Source organism: Bradyrhizobium sp. F1.4.3, assembly GCF_040548375.1.
In the GTDB taxonomy this organism is placed as follows: Bacteria; Pseudomonadota; Alphaproteobacteria; order Rhizobiales; family Xanthobacteraceae; genus Bradyrhizobium.
The window spans coordinates 977779-994248 of record NZ_JBEPRN010000001.1 but is presented as its reverse complement, the minus strand read 5'-3'; the positions used below and the strand labels follow the sequence as shown (position 1 = coordinate 994248).

General features: G+C 63.0%; 13 protein-coding genes and 1 pseudogene. All 14 read left to right on the top strand.

The window, feature by feature from the left end; genetic code table 11:
- Positions 1–55 precede the first annotated feature (55 nt).
- Positions 56–778 (top strand): annotated as a pseudogene (locus ABIB73_RS04885) (phosphatidylserine decarboxylase); the annotation flags it as partial.
- A gap of 86 nt (positions 779–864) precedes the next feature.
- Complete coding sequence (locus ABIB73_RS04880) at positions 865–1743, top strand: CDP-alcohol phosphatidyltransferase family protein (protein WP_354221918.1); 879 nt, start codon at positions 865–867, stop codon at positions 1741–1743.
- A 121-nt stretch (positions 1744–1864) separates the two neighbouring features.
- Positions 1865–2584, top strand: coding sequence for an RraA family protein (locus tag ABIB73_RS04875; RefSeq protein ID WP_354221917.1), 720 nt, complete (start codon positions 1865–1867; stop codon positions 2582–2584).
- Between the two features lie 92 nt (positions 2585–2676).
- On the top strand, positions 2677–3501 hold the full coding sequence (locus ABIB73_RS04870; RefSeq protein WP_354221916.1) for an SDR family NAD(P)-dependent oxidoreductase: 825 nt from the start codon (positions 2677–2679) through the stop codon (positions 3499–3501).
- Between the two features lie 204 nt (positions 3502–3705).
- The gene (locus tag ABIB73_RS04865) at positions 3706–4479 is read left to right on the top strand and encodes a motility protein A (RefSeq protein ID WP_027532208.1); all 774 of its coding nucleotides are present in this window, start codon (positions 3706–3708) and stop codon (positions 4477–4479) included.
- A gap of 24 nt (positions 4480–4503) precedes the next feature.
- The gene (locus tag ABIB73_RS04860; RefSeq protein WP_354221915.1) at positions 4504–5334 is read left to right on the top strand and encodes a flagellar motor protein MotB; all 831 of its coding nucleotides are present in this window, start codon (positions 4504–4506) and stop codon (positions 5332–5334) included.
- A 276-nt stretch (positions 5335–5610) separates the two neighbouring features.
- Positions 5611–7509 (top strand): potassium transporter Kup, encoded by a 1899-nt coding sequence (locus ABIB73_RS04855; RefSeq protein WP_354221914.1) that lies wholly within the window; start codon positions 5611–5613, stop codon positions 7507–7509.
- Between the two features lie 140 nt (positions 7510–7649).
- Positions 7650–9578: a potassium transporter Kup gene (locus ABIB73_RS04850; RefSeq protein ID WP_354221913.1), complete on the top strand. Its 1929-nt coding sequence runs from the start codon at positions 7650–7652 to the stop codon at positions 9576–9578.
- Positions 9579–9735: 157 nt separating this feature from the next.
- A complete protein-coding gene (locus tag ABIB73_RS04845) occupies positions 9736–10062 on the top strand; it encodes a rhodanese-like domain-containing protein (RefSeq protein ID WP_354221912.1) in 327 nt (108 codons plus the stop codon).
- 8 nt (positions 10063–10070) lie between these two features.
- Positions 10071–11249 (top strand): aminotransferase, encoded by a 1179-nt coding sequence (locus ABIB73_RS04840; RefSeq protein WP_354221911.1) that lies wholly within the window; start codon positions 10071–10073, stop codon positions 11247–11249.
- A 2-nt stretch (positions 11250–11251) separates the two neighbouring features.
- Complete coding sequence (locus tag ABIB73_RS04835; RefSeq protein WP_354221910.1) at positions 11252–12376, top strand: polyamine ABC transporter substrate-binding protein; 1125 nt, start codon at positions 11252–11254, stop codon at positions 12374–12376.
- Positions 12377–12763: 387 nt separating this feature from the next.
- Positions 12764–13618 (top strand): helix-turn-helix domain-containing protein, encoded by an 855-nt coding sequence (locus ABIB73_RS04830; RefSeq protein ID WP_354221909.1) that lies wholly within the window; start codon positions 12764–12766, stop codon positions 13616–13618.
- A 77-nt stretch (positions 13619–13695) separates the two neighbouring features.
- Positions 13696–14664 carry a helix-turn-helix domain-containing protein gene (locus ABIB73_RS04825; protein WP_354221908.1) on the top strand — a complete coding sequence of 323 codons (969 nt, stop codon included), beginning with the start codon at positions 13696–13698 and terminating at the stop codon, positions 14662–14664.
- Between the two features lie 274 nt (positions 14665–14938).
- Positions 14939–16426 carry a DUF1254 domain-containing protein gene (locus ABIB73_RS04820; protein ID WP_354221907.1) on the top strand — a complete coding sequence of 496 codons (1488 nt, stop codon included), beginning with the start codon at positions 14939–14941 and terminating at the stop codon, positions 16424–16426.
- Positions 16427–16470 lie beyond the last annotated feature (44 nt).

The window sequence follows — 16470 nt, the reverse complement described above, 5'->3', positions numbered from 1 at the left end:
TCTCCGGTCCCAACTCTGGCCTAAACAACTCCACCGCGCGAGACGACCCGCGCCATCACCCCTTTTGCGGCAGATAGCGATGTCCATTCTCGATTCGATCCAGCGTCAGATCCCGCCGATCCACAAGGAGGGCTATCCCTTCATTGGCGGCTTTGCGCTGGCAAGCCTGGTCCTGTTCTGGCTGTGGTCGCCGTTGGGGTGGATCGGCACTATCCTCACGGTGTGGTGCGCACTGTTCTTCCGCGACCCCGTGCGGGTGACGCCGGTGCGCGACGGGCTCGTGGTGTCGCCGGCCGACGGCCGCGTCTCGATGATCACCATGGCGCTGCCGCCGGCCGAGCTCGGGCTCGGCGACCGGCCGCTGCCGCGCATCTCGGTCTTCATGAGCGTGTTCAACTGCCACGTGAACCGTAGCCCGGTGGCGGGCAGGGTGGACCGTATCGCCTATCGGCCCGGCCTTTTCATCAATGCCGAGCTGGACAAGGCGAGCGAAGACAATGAGCGCAATTCGCTCGTGATCTCGACGCCGCAGGGACGCATCGGCGTGATCCAGATCGCGGGCCTGGTGGCCAAACGCATCGTCTGTTTCGTCAAGGAAGGGCAGGCGGTTGGCGCCGGCGAGCGGTTCGGCCTGATCCGTTTCGGCTCGCGGCTCGATGTCTATCTGCCGGTCGGCACCAACGCGCTGGTCTCGGAAGGGCAGACCGCGATCGCCGGCGAGACCATCCTGGCCGATCTCGCCGGGGACGATCCGAGCCGCGCCTATCGCGCCAATTAACCATTAAGTCGGTGTAACGGGCTTTCCGCCGCAATGGCGGAGGCGAAGGCGGCTTGCTATATCTCGCTGTGAGGTGAGGACGAGCCATGACGCCCTATGATTACAAAGATCCCGACATACGCCGCCGGCGGTTCCGTCCGATCCCGGTGCGGATGCTGGTGCCCAACGTCATCACGCTACTTGCGATCTGTGCCGGCCTGACGTCCATACGGCTGTCGATCGAGGGGCGGATGTCGCTCGCCGTCTACGCCATCGTGTTCGCGGCCGCGCTCGACGGCATCGACGGCCGCGTCGCCCGCATGATCAAGGGCCAGTCGAAGTTCGGCGCGGAACTCGACAGCCTTGCCGACTTCGTCAATTTCGGCGTCGCGCCCGGCTTGATGCTGTATTTCTGGCAGCTGCACGAGCTCGGCAATGCCGGCTGGATCGCCGCGATGGTGTTCGCGATCTCCGGGGGCCTGAGGCTCGCCCGCTTCAACGCCACCATGGACGATCCGAACAAGCCGGCCTTCGCCTCCAATTTCTTCACCGGCGTGCCGGCGCCCGCCGGCGCGATCACGGTGCTGCTGCCGATCTATATCGCGTTCCTTGATCTCGGCCGCTGGCCCGCGGCGCTGACGGCCGCCTATACGCTGCTGATAGCCTTCCTGATGGTGTCGCGCCTGCCGGTGTTCTCCGGCAAGACCAAGCGCATGCGCGTGCCGCCCGAACTGGTCCTGCCGGCGTTCGTCGCGGTGATCGTCTTCATCGCGGTTGTGATCGCCTATCCCTGGCATGTGCTGTCGATCGGGACAGTGCTGTATCTGCTCGGCCTGCCGCTCGGCTACAAATCCTATCGTGACCAGGCGCGCGCGATGGAAGCCACTGCGGCGGCGGGGGGCGAGGTCTCGTCGCCGCCTTCGGCGTCGACGTTGGCCAGCCTGTCGGAGCCGCCGCGCGACGACCGGCCCGATCGGCTGCACTGAGCGGCATCTCGCGGATATCTGCCATGAAGGCTTCCTGAGTTGGGTTGAGGCCCGATCTCGGCTATATCGCCCTGTGCCGGCGGCATTGCGTTAATCAGCCGCCAATCTGGGAGAGAACGCCGTGACTGATACCGTGACCGGGCCGCTGCCCGCTTCCGTCCTCGAAGCGCTGGGCCGCTATGACACGCCGACGATCTGCAACGCCATGGAGATCGTGGCGCCGGAGCGCCGGCTGATCGGCTACACCACCAAGCAGCTCGTTTGTCCGTTCCCCGATCTGCCGCCGATCGTCGGCTATGCCCGCACGGTTGCGATCCGCTCGGTGCTGAAATCCTCACTTGCACCCGAAGAGCAGTCCAGGCGCCGCATCGACTATTACGAATATGTCGGCACCGGCCACGGCCCGCGCATTTCGGTGATCCAGGACATCGACGGTCCCGACGTCGGCTACGGCGCGTTCTGGGGCGAGGTCCAGAGCAACGTGCACAAGGCGCTCGGCTGTCTCGGCGTCATCACCGATGGCTCGATCCGCGACATCCCGCAATGGGCGCCGGGCTTCCAGGCGCTGGCCGGCTCGATCGGCCCGTCGCATGCATGGGTGCATGCGGAGAGTTTTGGCGGCGAGGTGCGCGTCGCCGGCATGACGGTGAAGTCGGACGATCTGATCCATGCCGACCAGCATGGCGCCATCATCATCCCGCTCGACGTCGCCGCAAAACTGCCCGAGGCCGCCGAACTCTGCGGCCGCCGCGAGACGCCGATCCTCGAGATCGCCCGCAGCCCCGATTTCTCGCTGGAGAAGCTCAAGGCCGCGCTGAAGCGCTCGGCGGAGATCCACTAGGCGATAGAGACGAATATGTCCGCGACGGTGGTGTGCACCTCTCCCGGAGGGAGAGGTGGGCAGCGGTGCCCTTCTAACGATGGAGTGACGCCATGGACATGGCCGGCAAGACGGTTCTGATCACGGGCTCGACCGACGGTGTCGGGCGCTATGTCGCAAGCCGTCTTGCCGCCGAGGGCGCCCACGTCCTGATCCATGGACGCGATGCCGCACGCGCGAAGACGCTGATCGACCAGGTCGTGAAGGCCGGCCACGCCGCGCCAACCTTTTATCAGGCCGATCTGTCGTCGATGGCAGGCACACGCGAGCTTGCTGCGGCCGTGATCCGAGACCACCGTCGTCTCGACGTCTTGGTCAGCAATGCCGGCATCGGCTCGCAGAACGATGGTCCGCAACGGCGGGAGAGCCGCGACGGTCACGAGCTGCGCTTTGCCGTGAACTATCTCTCGGGCTTCCTGCTCGCCCATCTGTTGTTGCCGTTGCTGAAGGTCGCGGCGCCGGCGCGCATCGTCAATGTCGCCTCGCTCGGCCAGCATCCGATCGATTTCGACGACGTCATGATCACCAAGGGCTACAGCGGCTCTCGCGCCTATGCCCAGAGTAAGCTCGCGCAGATCATGTTCACGATCGATCTTGCAGCCGAGCTCAACGACGCCGGCATCACCGTGAACACGCTGCATCCGGCCACCTACATGAACACCACGATGGTACGCGCCGGCGGCATCACGCCGATCTCGACGGTGGAGCACGGCGGCGCGGCGATCCTGCACCTCGTGCAGGGAGACGATGTCGCGGGCAAGAGCGGCCTGTTCTTCAACGGCATGAACGAGGCGCGCGCCAATCCGCAGGCCTACGATGCCGACGCGCGCAAGCGCCTGCGCGAGCTGAGCCTGGAGCTGATAGGCCTGTCGTCCTAGCGCGCCCGGTTATGGTTAGCGAAGTGTTGAGGTTCTTGTCGCTGGACGGCAAATCGCTGCGCGATCAGCGGCGGCGTGCCGCACAGGCTCGACTTAACCTTTACGCGTCTTTAATCGCGGCCCACTAGGGTTTTCAATGCGGTTCGGGGTTGGACTGCGCCATCGGCCAGGACGGCCGTTGTTGCGTTCGCGTTGGAGTCTCCCATGGATATCATGACGAGCGTCGGCCTCGTGGCGGGCATTATCGTCATCGCGGTGATGATGCTGCTGGGCGGCGATCTTCACATGTTCGTTTCCGAGCATGCGATGATCATCATCTTCGGCGGATCGACCGCAGCGACCATGATCCGCTTTCCGCTCTCGGCGCTGATGCACGGCCTGCCGCTCGGCGCCAAGTTCGCCTTCACGATGAGCCGCCTGTCGGCGCACGATCTGGTCGACGAACTCGCCCGCATCGCCGAGATCGCCCGCAAGCAGGGCCCGGTGGGATTGGAAAAGGTCGAGACCGACGAGCCGTTCCTCGCCAAGGGCATCCGCTACGTCGCTGATGGCTACGACCTCGATTTCATCCGCGACAATCTCGAGCGCGACCGCGACAATTTCCTGATGCATCTGGACGAAGGCAGCAAGATCTACCGCGCCGTCGGCGACTGCGCCCCTGCGTTCGGCATGGTCGGCACGCTGATCGGCATGGTGCAGATGTTCGCCAACATGACCGACCCCTCCAAGCTCGGCCCGTTCATGGCGACCGCGTTGCTCGCGACGCTGTACGGCGCGCTGGTCGCGAACCTGTTCTGCATACCGATCGCAGACAAGTTGCATGGCAAGCTCCTGGACGAAGAGACCAACCGCACGCTGATCATCGACGGCATTTTGATGATCCGCGACTCCAAGAGCCCGACGCTGGTGCGCGAAATGCTGCTCGCCTATCTGCCCGAGAAGCACCGGCACGCCGAAGGCGAGCCGGTTCCGGCCTGAGGGCCGGACTCCGGGACCTGAGCCATGGCCAAGAAGAAGCGCGGCGATGCACATGGAGGCGGTCACGGCTGGTTCGTGACCTTCGCCGACCTGATGGGCCTGATGATGAGCTTCTTCGTGATGCTCGTCGCGTTCTCGACCCAGGATGCCAACAAGCTGAAGGTCGTCGCCGGCTCCATGCGCGACGCCTTCGGCGTCCAGAGCGAGGCGCGCTACGCCGGCATCGTCGAATCGGACGGCCTGCCGACCCGCCCGCGGCTCAAGAACGTCGATCATATCGAGCCGGAGGATTCCTCCAACACGCCGACACCGGACCAGGAGGACCGCGACCGCACCTCGGGCGCGAAGATCAAGATCGACCGCAATTTTGCGCTCGCGGCCGCCTCGCTGCGGCAAGCCTTGCAGGACATGCCGGAACTGACCGAGATGTCCAAGCATGTCATGTTCGAGGAGACCAAGCAGGGCCTCAACCTCGAGATCGTCGATCAGGACGGCCGCTCGATGTTTGCAGATGGCTCCAAGGTGCCTTACGACCGCACCCGTCGCCTGATCGAAAAGCTCGCGATCCCGCTCAAGGCGACCCCCTTGCGCGTCTCCATCGCCGGCCACACCGCGGCCGGCTTCGTGCCGACCCGCAGCGACTACGGCGCCTTCGATCTGTCGGCCGACCGCGCCAACGCCGTGCGGCAGATCCTCGAACGCGAGGGGCTGCCGCCGGCGCACGTCTTTGCCGTCTCCGGCAAGGCGGACACCCAGCCGCTGTTCCCGGACGATCCTTCGCTCGCTGCCAACCGCCGGGTGACCATCACCTTGATGCGTGAAGATCCGCCGCTGCCGCCGAATCTGAAGCCGTAGAGTGGTTTCCAGCGAAGTGGAGACCGGTTCGCGTAAAGAAAACGCGTTAAAGCAAAAATCTAGAGCCCCGTTCCGATTCCATCAGAACGGAAAAGGCTCTAGACCCCTTGCGCTACCATTTTACCTGAGGCATGTCGTCGCGATAGCGACGAACGTGGCCGCGCCGTCACAGCATCTGCCGCGGCGCCTGCTATGGTGGTGTGCCGATTGACAGGCGCGCCGGAAGCGTCAAAAGGCGCCGGATCAATTCCAGGGACGAAGCGTTTTCCACCTCACATGACGGCGAGCATCACATCGACCGAGACCCAGGACGGGCCGGTCACCTCCGGTTTTTGGTCCCTGACGCTCGGGAGCATCGGCGTCGTTTTCGGCGACATCGGCACCTCGCCGCTCTACGCGTTCCATGAGGCAGTCAGGGGCGCGGCCCATGGTCAGCCGGTCACGCGGGTCATGGTGCTCGGCGTGCTTTCGCTGATCCTGTGGGCGCTCCTGATCGTCGTCACCGCCAAATACGTGCTGCTGCTGCTGCGCGCCGACAACAATGGGGAGGGCGGTACGCTCTCTTTGATGGCGCTCGGCCAGCGTGCGCTCGGGCGGCGAAGCTGGTTCCTGCTCGCGCTCGGCGTGGTCGGCGCGTCCATGTTCATCGGCGATTCCATGATCACGCCGGCAATCTCGGTGCTGTCGGCGGTGGAAGGCCTGAAGCTTGCGACGCCCGCCTTCGAGCACTACGTCGTGCCGCTCACCGTCATCATCCTGGCGCTGCTGTTCGCGGTCCAGAGCAAGGGGACCGCGTTGGTCGCCTCCGCCTTCGGGCCGGTCATGGTGGTCTGGTTCACCTGCCTCGCGGTGTTGGGCGTCGTCCACATCGCCGACGATCCGTCGGTGCTGGCTGCGATCAATCCCTATTACGCGCTGCAATTCCTGCTCTCGCACGGCACGATCGGCCTGGTGACGCTGGGGGCCGTGTTCCTGGCGGTGACCGGCGGCGAGGCGCTCTATGCCGATCTCGGCCATTTCGGCCGCAAGCCGATCCAGTCGGCCTGGATGTTCTTCGTGCTGCCCTCGCTGCTGATCAACTATTTCGGGCAGGGCGCGCTGGTGCTGTCCGATCCCAGCGCGATCGAACATTCATTCTATCGCATGGTGCCCGAGCATTTCGTGTTGCCGCTGGTCGGACTTGCGACCGCGGCGACGGTGATCGCGAGCCAGGCGGTGATCACCGGCGCCTATTCGCTGGTCTATCAGGCGGTGCAACTCGGCCTGCTCCCGCGCTTTGAGGTGCGCTACACCTCGGAAACGCACGCCGGCCAGATCTACCTGCCACGCGTGAACCGGCTGCTCCTGATCGGCGTGATGCTGCTGGTGCTGTTATTCCACACCCCCAGCAACCTAGCTTCGGCCTACGGCATCGCGGTCTCCACCACCATGGTCGCCGACGGCATCATGGGCTTCATCGTGATCTGGAAATTGTGGAACTGGCGCGCCGCGACGGCGGCGGCCGTGATCATGCCCTTCGTCGTGGTCGACATGACCTTCTTCAGCGCCAATCTGCTCAAGCTGCTCGAGGGCGCCTGGGTGCCGCTGCTGTTCGGCGCGGCGATGGCGGGGACGATCTGGACCTGGCGGCGCGGCTCGGGAATCCTGATCCAGAAGACGCGCCGGATCGAGGTGCCGCTGGATGATTTGATCCGCAGCCTGGAGAAGCGGCCGCCGCACATCGTCAAGGGAACGGCGGTATTCCTGACCAGCGATCCCGCCTTCGTGCCGACCGCACTGTTGCACAATCTCAAGCACAACAAGGTGCTGCACGAGCACAATGTGGTCTTGACCATCGAGACTGCGCACACGCCGCGGGTCGATCTGTCGGAGCGTTTCCGCATGGAGAAGATCAGCGACAAGTTCTCAAAGGTCCGCCTGCGCTTCGGCTTCATGGAGCAGCCGAACGTCCCCAAGGCGCTGGCGATCGCGCGCAAGCAGGGCTGGCAGTTCGACATCATGTCGACGTCGTTCTTCGTGTCGCGTCGCTCGCTGAAGGCCTCGGCGCAGTCGGGCATGCCGCTCTGGCAGGACCATCTGTTCATCGCACTGAGCCGGTCCGCGAATGATGCGACCGACTATTTCCAGATTCCAACCGGGCGGGTGGTTGAAGTCGGAACCCAAGTAACTATTTGAACGCAATCGGTGGACCTATGCGATTTTTGCATGGCGAGGGCCCAAAATCGGGCTAGGCTATGTCAGCAGCGCAGGACTATAAGCCGCGCGCTCCTCCGCCGTTGTGCAGTGAAGCATTTTAGAGGCCACCAGGCTCTCCCATGACAAGTGACGTGGCAATTCCCGCCCCGGAAACGGCGGCGGCCAATGGGCATGGCGACGCCCACACCACCGCCGGTTTCGGTGCGCTGACGCTCGGCAGCATCGGCGTCGTCTATGGCGATATCGGTACCAGCCCGCTCTACGCGTTCCGCGAGGCGGTGATGGCCGCGTCGGGCGCGGAAGGCGCGGCCACGCCGGCAGCTGTTCTCGGCGTGGTCTCCCTCATCCTGTGGGCGCTCATCGTCGTGGTGACGCTGAAATACGTCGTGATCCTGCTGCGCGCCGACAACAACGGAGAAGGCGGCACGCTCGCCTTGATGGCGCTGGCCCAGCGCGCGGTTGGCACCGGCGGGGCGACCATCGTCCTGCTCGGCATCATCTCCGGTGCCCTATTCTACGGCGATGCCGTGATCACGCCGGCACTGTCGGTGCTGTCGGCCGTGGAAGGCATGAAAGACGTCACCGCGACGTTCGAGCCTTACGTCGTGCCGCTGACGGTGATCATCCTGGTCTGCCTGTTCGCCGTGCAATCGCGTGGCACTGCCCGCGTCGCTGCCTTCTTCGGCCCGGTGATGTGCGTCTGGTTTGCCGTGATCGCGGTGGCGGCGATCCATCCCATCATCCAGCAGCCGCAAGTTCTGTTTGCCTTGAACCCGGTGCATGCGGTGTCCTTCATGCTCCATCACGGCATCATCGGCTTCGTGACGCTGGGCGCTGTGTTCCTCGCGGTTACCGGCGCCGAGGCGCTCTATGCCGACCTCGGCCATTTCGGCAAGCGCCCGATCCAGACCGCCTGGTTGTTCATCGTGTTGCCGTCGCTGGCGCTGAACTATCTGGGGCAGGGGGCGCTCGTCCTCGGCGATCCCGGGGCGATCGACAGTCCGTTCTTCCAGTTGTTTCCCCAAGGCCTGGCCCGCGGCGGCATGGTCGTCCTCGCCACCGCCGCCACCGTCATCGCGAGCCAGGCCGTCATCACCGGCGCCTATTCGCTGACGCGCCAGGCGATTCAACTCGGGCTGCTGCCGCGGTTTGAAATTCGCCATACGTCCGAAGCTCATTCCGGCCAGATATTCATCCCGCGTATCAACCAGCTGCTGCTGGTCGCGGTGGTGCTGCTGGTGCTGCTGTTCCGCTCCTCCAGCGCGCTGGCGTCGGCCTATGGCATCTCCGTCACCGGGACCATGGTGGTCACGGCGATGATGGGCTTTGTCGTGATCTGGAAGGTCTGGAGGTGGTCGCCGTTCGCTGCAGCCGCCCTGATCACGCCGTTCCTGTTCCTCGACCTGACCTTCCTGGCGGCCAATCTGCTCAAGGTGTTCGAGGGCGGCTGGGTGCCGCTCGCGCTCGGCGCGCTCATGATCATGATGATGTATACGTGGCGGCGCGGCAGCCGGCTGCTGTTCGAGAAGTCGCGCAAGCTCGAATTCCCGCTTGCCGACCTCGTGGCGATGCTGGAGAAGCGGCCGCCACAGCGCGTGCCCGGTACCGCCGTGTTCCTGACCAGCGATCCCCTGAGTGCGCCGACTGCGCTGATGCATAGTCTGAAACACTACAAGGTGCTTCACGAGAAAAATGTCATTCTCACCATCGAGACTGCGCAGACCCCGCGCATCGATCCGGCCGAGCGCGTGAAGCTGGAGCAGATCAGCCCGACCTTCACCAAGGTGACCCTGAAGTTCGGCTTCATGGAATCGCCCAACGTGCCGAAGGCGCTGGCGATCGCCCGCAAGCTCGGCTGGCAGTTCGACATCATGTCGACCTCGTTCTTCCTGTCGCGCCGGGCGCTCAAGCCCGCCGCCCATTCCGGCATGCCGCGCTGGCAGGACCGGCTGTTCATTTCGCTGAGCCGCTCGGCCAACGACGCCACCGACTATTTCCAGATCCCCAGCGGCCGCGTGGTCGAGGTCGGCACGCAGGTGACGATCTGATCCTCCATTTGAAGGTCGCGCTTCAAGTCGCTGCGATTTAGCTTTAACTTGCAAGCTGCAGCTCAAGCCTTTGTAGCGCTTGATTTTCGTTGGCCGAGAGGCGAGGTTGCCGCCGGCCGGGATCGCCCCGGCGCAGGCTCGGACGTTGGAGGATGATGTGGCAAACCAGGTACAGGATCTGACCCCGGACGAGGTCTCCAAGGGTGTCGCAGAAGGACGCTATCTCCTCGTCGACGTCCGCGAGCCGAACGAGGTCGAGGCCGAGGCCTACCCCTATGGTGTGGTCGTGCCGCTCTCGACCTTCGATCCCAAGGCGATCCCCGATCCCCAAGGCAAGGAGGTCGTGTTCGCCTGCCGCTCCGGCAAGCGCTCCGTGACGGCCTCGCTCGCGGCGCAGGGAGTGGGCCTTCCTTACGACAAGCATCTCGCCGGCGGCATGTTGGGCTGGAAGGCGGCGGGTCTTCCCACCAAGGTCGGTGGCTGATCGAGCCGATGTCCAAAAGCTCTTCCCTGAACAAGGTCTTTGCCGACCTTCCCGTCACCATCTTCGAGGCGATGTCGCAGGCCGCGCGCGACAACAACGCCATCAATCTCGGCCAGGGCTTTCCCGACGATCCCGGTCCGGAGGACATCCGCCGCGCTGCGGCCGATGCCTCGCTCAACGGCTACAACCAGTATCCGTCGATGATGGGCATCCCGGAGCTGCGCCAGGCGATCGCGACCCACTACGGCCACTGGCACGGCCTCAAGCTCGATCCGATGAGCGAGGTGATGGTCACCTCCGGCGGCACCGAGGCCCTGACCTCGGCCATCCTCTCGGTGGTGCAGCCCGGTGACGAAGTGGTCTGCTTCCAGCCGGTCTATGATTCCTACCTGCCGATTATCCGCCAGGCCGGCGGCATTCCACGCCTGGTGCGGCTCGAGCCGCCGGGCTGGCGGCTGAATGAGGACATGCTGAAAAGCGTATTCAATTCAAAGACCAAGGCGGTGCTCTTCAACAATCCCCTGAATCCCTCCGCGGTGGTCTATCCGCGCGAGGATCTCGAGCTCTTGGCGCGCTACTGCCAGGAGTTCGACGTCATCGCGATCACCGACGAGGTCTGGGAGCACGTTACCTTCGACGAGCACAAGCACATCCCGCTGATCACCATCCCGGGCATGCGGGAGCGCACCATCAAGGTCGGCTCGGCCGGCAAGATCTTCTCGCTGACAGGCTGGAAGATCGGCTTCGTCTGCGCCGCGCCGCCGCTGCTGCGTGTCGCGGCCAAGGTGCACCAGTTCCTGACCTTTACGACCGCGCCGAACCTTCAGGCCGCCGTGGCCTATGGCCTCGGCAAGCCCGATGAGTATTTCCTGTCGATGCGCAAGGATTTGACGCGGAGCAGGGACCGTCTCACCAAGGGGCTCGAAAGCCTCGGCTTCCCCGTGCTGAAGTCGCAGGGCACCTACTTCCTCACCGTCGACCTGTCGCCGCTCGGGCTCAACGAGAGCGATGCCGAGTTCTGCTGGCGGATCGTGAAGGACTACAAGGTCGCGGCGATCCCGGTTTCGGCCTTCTATGAGCAAGACCCGGTGACCTCGGTGGTCCGCTTCTGCTTCGCCAAGAAGGATGAGACCCTCGACACCGCCTTGGAGCGGCTGTCGGACGCGGTGCGCCGGCGCAAGAGGTGAAGATGACGAACGTCCGCCGCTCCGGATTTGGCCTTGGTCTGGCGATCGCCGCAGCGCTGACGTTCCTCTCACATGGCGCGGCCGCCGCGGAGCGGGTCGTCAACTTCTACAACTGGTCCAACTACATGGCGCCGGACGTCCTTGAGGCCTTCACCAGGGAGACCGGCATCAAGGTGGTCTACGACACCTTCGACGCCAACGAGACGCTGGAGACGCGCCTGATGGCCGGCAAGTCCGGCTACGACGTCGTGGTGCCGACCGCCTATTTCCTCCAGCGCCAGATCAAGGCGAACATCTTCCAGAAGCTCGACAAGTCGAAGCTGCCGAACCTCGCCAATGCCTGGCCAATGGTGAACCAGCACCTTGCGACCTACGATCCCGGCAATGACTACGCCGCCAACTACATGTGGGGCACGACCGGCATCGGTTACAACGTCGCCAAGGTGAAGGAGATCCTCGGGCCGGATGCCAGGATCGACAGCTGGGACATGGTCTTCAAGCCGGAGAATTTGGCAAAATTCAAAGACTGCGGCGTCCATATGCTCGATTCCGCCGACGACATCTTTCCGGCGGCGTTGAATTATCTGGGACTCGATCCGAACTCGACCAGGCAGGTGGATCTCGAGAAGGCCGCCGACGTTGTCGCAAAAGTCCGCCCGTCCGTGCGTAAATTTCACTCGTCGGAGTATCTCAGCGCGCTTGCGACCGGCGAGATCTGCTTCGTGGTCGGCTGGTCCGGCGACATCATGCAGGCCCGCGCTCGCGCTGCCGAAGCCAAGAAAGACAATAGCAGTGGCATCGAGATCGGCTACACGATCCCGAAGGAGGGCGCGCAGATGTTCTTCGACAATCTGGCCATCCCCGCCGACGCCAAGAACGTCAAGGAAGCCTACGAGCTGATCAACTATCTCTACCGCCCTGACGTCGCCGCCAAGAACTCGGACTTCCTGGCCTACGCCAACGGCAACCTCGCCAGCCAGAAGCTGGTCGATCCCAAAATTCTGAACGACAAGAACATCTATCCGGACGAGGCGACGCTCGCAAAGTTGTTCGTCATCACGGCGCGTGAGCCGGCGACGCAGCGGATCATCAACCGGCTGTGGACCAAGGTGAAGACGGGGCGCTGAGGGGCGGCAGTCAGACCTCGGATCAACCCAGCAACTAAATTAAATTCTGCAAAACAACCCCATGCACAGTAGAATCGCCACCTTCGGGTTGTGTGGCGGTGGAGGTGCGCAAGTCGCGATGCGGTCTGGCTTAATCGACGCGTGAGCGCGAGTCCTTGAAGCAGCTTGCGAGCGGCGGGAAATGACCGGCCGGCGGCGCCTAAGATCATCCGGCTCCGGTCATTTGACTCGTCGGGCAAAACAGCGGCAAAAGGGCATCGTGGCAACGGGCTCGTTCAAGCGAAGGGTGCGAAAATGCAGCCTGCTGAGATTTGGACACGCATTTCAATCTCGCGAATTGAGAACCTGAGTGACGCTGTTCACGGTGCTGGCCTTGAGGCGACGCAAATGTCTGCCGGCTACCTCTCCGGCGATTTAGCCTTTTCCGAGCAGGACGGGATCATTTGCACCAGCGGGCTGATCGATGGCCGGGTTGCGCTGTATGGACCTCTGTCCGCAAACATGATCACGCTCGGCGTCGGCCTGAGACTTGAACCGGGCACGCGCCATTGGCTGAGCGAGGTCGAGACGGGCAATGTCGGCGTCTTCCTCCCGGGCGACGACCACGACTCGATTTACACGGCGGGGTCGATGTATTCGGCCATCACGCTGACGGCCGAAAAGCTGGAGGAGGAAGCTGCAAAGGAAGATCTCGTTCTCGACAGGGGCATTCTCGGTGGGACCGGCGTGCATGCGCGCAATCTTGCCCCGACCAGGCTATTGGAGCTTCAAAGATCATTCCAACGGATTCACGACAGTGGCGTCCCTGGTAACGTCAACGTCGGAAGGCAAATGCTCGATGCGCTCATTCTGCACCTTGCTCGTCCGCCGCATTGCGGAAACGGTGGCACGCACCCGAGGCATCACGGCAAGATTGTTGAGAGGGCCCGAGCCTACATTCAGGATCATCTGTGTGAGCCCATGTCGGTCGACGAGATCGCTGCGGCCGCATATTCGTCCAGGCGTACTCTGTTTCGAGCGTTCGAAGATGTTTTGGGCGAGTCGCCACGCCACTATGTCCGCAGGCTGAGGCTTCATCGCATCCGGCACGACCTCGCGAGCGAAGCCGAAAAGGCCTGCACGATCGCGCTTATCGCCAATCAGTGGGGCATGAGCGATCTGGGGCGGATGTCTGGCTGGTATCGCGAGTTGTTCGGCGAAAAACCGAGTGAGACGGTCGCTGGTGTACCAAAGGTTCCATAGAAGAATGGCACGAACCACGTAGAAGGCTATGCTTCGCTTTCCTATCCTGCCTCGGAAACCGACCGAAGAGGTGGGCTTTGTCGGCCGTCGTCGAATCGTGGCACCGCTTTGATATTCGCCGGATCGATGATCTGAGCAATGCGGTGTTGGGCGCCGATCTGGAAGCCATCCAGTTGGCTGGCGCGCGCGTTCATGGAAGCCTCGCCTTCGCCGCACACGACGGCATCATCTTCAGCAGCGGCTTGATTGGCGGCAGCGTCTCGATAAGGGGACCACTTTCCGCGAACGGAATCACCTTGGGCGCGATCGTGCAAACCGGTCCTGGCACGCGCCTCTGGCTGAGCGAGTTGGTGGCCGGCGATGTCGGCGTCGTCCAGCCTGGCGACGAATGCGACATCATCTGCACTCCGGGTTCGCTCTACGTTGCCGCGACGCTCACACCGAGACGGCTGAGAAAGGAAGCGGCGAACGAGGGGCTGGCTCTGGACTCCAGGCTGGTGAGCACGACCGGGCTTCACTCGACGCCCATGAAGTCGCTCGCGCTGAACCACCTCAGGAAGCAGGTCGCCGGCATCCACCGTTCTCGATCCAACAAGAATGGAAAGTCGGCGGTCGGCAGCGAGATGCTGCGCGCGGTGCTGAAGCACTATGCGGACTTTCCCCGAATAGACGATGCACGACTCCGTCCCGCGGGCGCTGCCGAGATCGTGAACACCGCGGGCGAATACATCAGGAGGAATCTTGGCCGGCCGATCTCGGTCGATGCCCTGTCGAGGGCGACCGCGACATCGCGACGTAGCCTGTTCCGTGCCTTTTCGGAAGTTCTGGGCGAGTCACCTCAAGGCTATGTACGCCGGCTGCGACTGCACCGGATCAGAAGGGAACTGATTTCGGGTGCACGCACTGTATCGGATGCGGCGCACAATTGGGGAATGAGCGGGGATCTCGGGCGCCTGTCGCGGAATTATCGAGATCTCTTCGGAGAAAATCCGAGCGACACGCTCGCGCTTGGCCGCACGCTGCTGCGAGATGACGCATGGCTGTAACGAGATTGGCACAAACTACGTAGACGGGTGTTATCGGCCGGCTACGCTGCTGAACATTCCCAGTTCACCGAAGGAGCCCGACAGGTGCGCCGAGCCATCCTCGACCTGGAGCACGACCAAGCCGGGCTGCATTTGTCCACCGAGTGGCGGACGGGGTTCGCAGAACACACGCCGACGAGATCGGACACACATCGCATTTGAGGCCAGAAACTCGGTCCCAAAGCTGAGCATTTCAAGAGCGAGAGAGCCTTCAATCTAACTCAAGGAGCAAGGCATGAGAACCGGAAGCTCGATCCTGACATCTGCTCTGCTGATCTCATCTCTGTATGGCGTCGCGCCGGCATTGGCGCAACAGGATCAGGCAGCGCCACCCCTGCTCAAGCAGATCAACAACGGAAATTGGCTGCCGCAGAAGGAGGCGGAATCGCTGCGCGACGAGTTGTTTTACCAGCACGCCGTTCAGGCCTACATGACCATGCAGCCCGCGCTCAACGTCATCGGAATGCGCGATGGGTCGGAGGCGGCATTCGGAAAAGGCTACAATGTCCTGCCGATCTGGAAAGACCGCATGGACTCGCGTGCCTGGGTACCAACGCCCAACGCCGATGTCATCTATTCCATGAGCTATCTCGACCTCAAGGAGACCGGACCGCTGGTCGTCGCCGCGCCGCCTAACGTCATCGGTATGTTCACCGACTTTTTCCAGCGCACGATCACCGACGTCGGGCTGGTCGGGCCCGATCGCGCACGAGGCGGGCTCTATCTCTTGCTGCCCCCAGACTATGACGGCGAAATACCGCAGGGTTACTTCGCGTTTAAGTCGAAAACCTACAATGTTTTTCTTTTCTTTCGCACGGTCATGGCAAAAGGCGAGAACGGACCAGATCCGAAACCGGCTGTCGCCCTTGCCGAGCAGACGCGCATCTATCCGCTGTGGGTCCCGGAGAAGGACGTCAAGCCGATGCAGTTTCCCAACGGAAGCGGTAAGCGCGTCAACATGATGTATCCGACCGACAATGCGTATTGGAGCAAGCTCAAGGCGTTCGTCGATTACGAACCGGACTCAACCATCAATCCCGAATTGCGTGGCGTGCTCGCGTCGATCGGCATCATCAAGGGGCAGCCGTTCAATCCGACCAACCAGCAACAAGAGCTGCTGAAAAAGGCGGTCGAGACAGCGCCCAAGATGATCTTGGCCACGCGACAGCTCGGCCGTCCGGACGGACGCCAGCTCTACTACAAGGACAGACAGTACGAAAACACCTGGGCCGGCGGGACCTCCGAATGGCTTCAGGACGGATATCTCGATGTCAATCAACGAGCGAGTTATTTCCAGTTCGCCTATTCGTCGGCGTCTGCAATGGTCATGAGAACACTGGGCGCCGGGTCCAAATATCCGTTCACGGCACGCGATGCGAACGGCGAGTTCCTCAACGGTTCGAACACCTACAAAATGCACCTGCCGCCCCATCCTCCGGCGGCGCTGTTCTGGGCCGTCACAGCCTACAACGTCACCGACGGAACGATGCCGGAGACGCCGCAACTGCTGCCCTCGATCAACGGATTCAACAAGGTCGCGACGAACGGCGACGGATCGATCGATATCTGGTTCAGCCCCTCGAAGCCCGCCGGCGCCCCTGACTCGAATTGGATCCAGACCGTCGGCGGCCGAAACTTTTTGGCGGCATTGCGCCTCTACGGCACCGGCGTCGAATTCTTTGATCAGACCTGGAAACCGGATGACGTCGTGAAAGTGAATTGAGGCTGCCAATTACCGACCCAAACCGGGCTCAACTCAGACGGTTG